Genomic DNA, 3,238 nt, shown 5'->3' on the forward strand with positions numbered 1-3,238 from the left:
TTTTCGGGCGTCGGCAACCTCGGTCAGGCGCCCGTGCTTCGCACCGTCCAAGTCGATGGCGAGGATCGGTCGGTGGCGGATCTGCGCGTCTACTTCGATCGCAGCGTGCCGCAAGACGATGGTTCCTTCGAGGATGAGGGCGGATTCTGGCTCAGCGTCAGCGTGTGGGGAGCCCGTGCGGAATCGGCGGTCAAAGTGCTCCGCAAAGGCGCCCGGATTCAGGTCGATGGCCAGCTGCGGGAGGAATCCTGGGAGGACGCGGAGGGCACCGAGCATCGCGCATTACGGCTGACGGCCAGTCGCATCGCCATCGATCCGGTGTGCATCGAATCCGTCACGTATCGGCCGCGTGCCGGTGCGCCCGTAGAGACGCCCGGCGATTTCGGCGAAGAGTAACGGGAACCCCGATGCGGATCGGCGACGTCATCTACAACCTCGACGGCCTGCCGTTCCGTTCGTTCGGCCTCGCGACCCGCATGCGCGAATTGCTGTCGGACGAATCGGGGAGGCGCTATGCGGTGGAAAGTTGTCCCGACGGCGGTTTCATCCTTCGGCGCGAACCGGAGTTTCAGCGTGCCGAAGCCGTTTCGGCACGCCGATCAAACGAACCGACGGCGCAAGCCGCGCGTCCTGGCGGGTTGTTGCAGCGAACCGAGAGGCACTCGATGAAGATGGATTCGGAAAAAAGAGCCGCACGAGTATTCCGACCCGCCGTGTTGCGAGCGAATGCCGCTTGGCTGCCGGTATTGGGCATCGGCGTGCTGCTGGCATTTATTCCGCACCGCCTGCTGAGTTCCCTCCTGGGCTTATTGCCGGTCGATCCTTCGGCGCTGAACACCGGGCTGACCTGGACGCTCAACGGCTTGACACTCATGGGTGGTTTCCTGTCCGGCGCCCTGCTCTTCTGGCTGTGGACCGAATGGCTGTCGGCCGCCTATGTGGTTTCCGAGACCGGGGTCGAAGCCCGCGAAGGTCTGGTTGCCCGCGATACCGTGGGCTTGCGGTTTCAGGATATCCGCTCGATCACCCTCAGACAGTCCTTGTTCGAGCGTCTGGTAAACATCGGCACCTTGGAATTGACTTCGGCGGGCACCGACGGCAGACCCGTGCGGTTCGTCGATATCGCGTGGCCGGGACGCGTGAAGGTCTTGATCCAAAATCGCATGAACCGCGTTGAAGGAGATGATTGATGAGGATTCGGCACATCGAATGGCTGTTCGCATTGGTTTCCCTGTCCAACGCGGCGATGGCCAATGCGGCGGTGGATGAGCGCGTGAACCTGCTGCCGACCGAACAGGAATTGGCCCGGCGCGACGCCTGTCCAGGGGGCGGCGTCTTGCGCTACGCCGGGGATCCGCCGTATGCCGGTTTGCCCTGGCACCTGATCGAGTCGGTCCCCGCGATCGGCCGACAACACGCCGTGCTCACCCGGAACGAGGCACCGTGGATCCGAAAGCTCAGCGGTCCCTCGCGTCCGGTACGCATTTTCGAACATGACGGGGTAAACGTTGTCCTGTTCGATCTGTGCAGGCCGCACCGCTGCGACGCCGAATCCCTGTACGGCGTCATCGTCTTGCCGTCCCTGGATTACGGGCTGGTTTTGAATGAACAGGGCCGCTCGCGTCGGTTGGGATCGCATACGCCGGTCACCGATGCGGCTCTGGCCTGCGCGAAATCGATCGATGAGCGTCGCCGGGAGCCGTGACGTGGGCGTAAAACGCCATCCTTATCCGAAAGCCTGGCGCACGGCTTTGGTCACATGGGCTTTCGCATCGGGTATCGTTCTGGCCGCGGGGAACTATACCGATTACCTGAGCCGGCTGGCCCGGATGGAATCCGGAAACAACCCCGGTGCCCGCAATGATGACGGGTATTTGGGTCTCTACCAGATGGGCGAGCAGGCCTTGACCGAAGCCGGCTATTACCGGTCCGACGGCACCGCGAGGAATGACTGGCGGGGAAGCTGGACCGGGAAGGACAGCGTACGGAATATGGCCGATTTCCTGAGCCGCCCTTCGGTGCAGACTCAGGCGGTGACCGCCTTCAGTGCCGCCCAGTGGTCGCAGATCAAGAACCTGGATCTCGACGGCTATCTGGGACAAACGGTCGGCGGCGTCCTGATCACACCGTCGGGCCTGCTCGCCGGCGCTCACCTGGTCGGCGTCGGCGGGCTGCGCCGCTTCCTGAGTTCGGGCGGAACCGGCTCGGTCCGGGATGGCAACGGAACATCGATCGCCACGTATCTTTCGGCTTTGGGCGGATTCGATGTCTCGGCGGTCACGGGCGTGTCCGGCGGACCCTCCACCGGCTCGGCCACGCCGGCACCGGAGACCACGATCGGGATAACCCCGTCGCCCCACGCACCGCTTTCGCCCTCGGCGGCATTCGCCAGCGGTGCCGGCATAGGCCTCGGAGCAGTAAGGGCCTTGGTGCTACAGACGCTGGCCGTGGCGCTGTTGCTGTGGACCGCCTGGGTGAGTCTGATGCATTACATCGGCTGGCGCCGCGAGCGGCTGTCGCTGATGCAGGTCCAGACCCATATCGTCAAAGCGACGGTATTAATGATGCTCGTATTGTTCGTGGCCTTGGCCTAGAAGCTGGTAAAAACCGTCACGAGCGCCGGCAGGACAAGGCGCGAAGGGCGAAAAACCGGAGTGTACATAGAGTACATGACTACTTCTCCGGGAGAGAAGTAGGACGCGCGAAAGCGCGCCTGTTCGGGTGAAAAACAAGGAAGTTTTTCATCAGCATTTTGAGCCCTGGAGCAACGCAGTCATGGCGGCGCGCAGTAGGTTTTCGGCAGCTTCTGGAGGAGTTTCAACCGTGGCGACTGCGGCTCAGTCGCACCCTTCACCATCGCGGGCCTGCTCGAACGATGGTCGCTCCTTCGGGAGCGCCGCAGGCATCTTCTACCTTCTCCGGGGGAACCCATACCCCGGTCGGGTCGGGATTTCTCCGGTTCATTCATGCCTATAGGAGAAACCCCATGAACCCACCCGACGAAAAATACTTCGACCTTCATATCACCGGCGTCGGCTATCTGAACCGCGTGCGTGAGGCCCCGATCAGACGCGGCCAGCCGTTTCTGGCGGTCGAGGTATCCGCTCTGCACGGCGCGGCGGATGCCGTCGAATATACCCGCTTCGATTGCCGGGTGAACGGCCAGGATGCACAAGCGGTTGTCCGCCAATTGATGCCGGCCATCCAGGCGCGCCAGGCTGTGCTGGTCGGTTTCAGG

5 protein-coding genes are annotated in these 3,238 nt (G+C 63.0%); all 5 read left to right on the top strand.

Annotated features, from left to right (window positions below):
- A partial coding sequence (gene ssb, locus ABJK70_RS22435) for a single-stranded DNA-binding protein (RefSeq protein ID WP_347259188.1) occupies positions 1-396 on the top strand: 396 nt, incomplete at its 5' end.
- A gap of 11 nt (positions 397-407) precedes the next feature.
- Complete coding sequence (locus ABJK70_RS22440; protein WP_347259189.1) at positions 408-1,190, top strand: PH domain-containing protein; 783 nt, start codon at positions 408-410, stop codon at positions 1,188-1,190.
- Complete coding sequence (locus tag ABJK70_RS22445; RefSeq protein ID WP_347259190.1) at positions 1,190-1,705, top strand: hypothetical protein; 516 nt, start codon at positions 1,190-1,192, stop codon at positions 1,703-1,705. The genes ABJK70_RS22440 and ABJK70_RS22445 overlap by 1 nt, the downstream gene beginning before the upstream one ends.
- Entirely contained in the window at positions 1,683-2,594 is a 912-nt protein-coding gene (locus tag ABJK70_RS22450; RefSeq protein WP_347259191.1) for a DUF3262 family protein, read from the top strand. The genes ABJK70_RS22445 and ABJK70_RS22450 overlap by 23 nt, the downstream gene beginning before the upstream one ends.
- Before the next feature lie 392 nt (positions 2,595-2,986).
- Positions 2,987-3,238 (top strand): DUF3577 domain-containing protein (locus tag ABJK70_RS22455; protein WP_347259192.1); only part of this gene is annotated, 252 nt, incomplete at its 3' end.

This window comes from Methylocaldum sp., from assembly GCF_039794385.1.
GTDB lineage: Bacteria > Pseudomonadota > Gammaproteobacteria > Methylococcales > Methylococcaceae > Methylocaldum.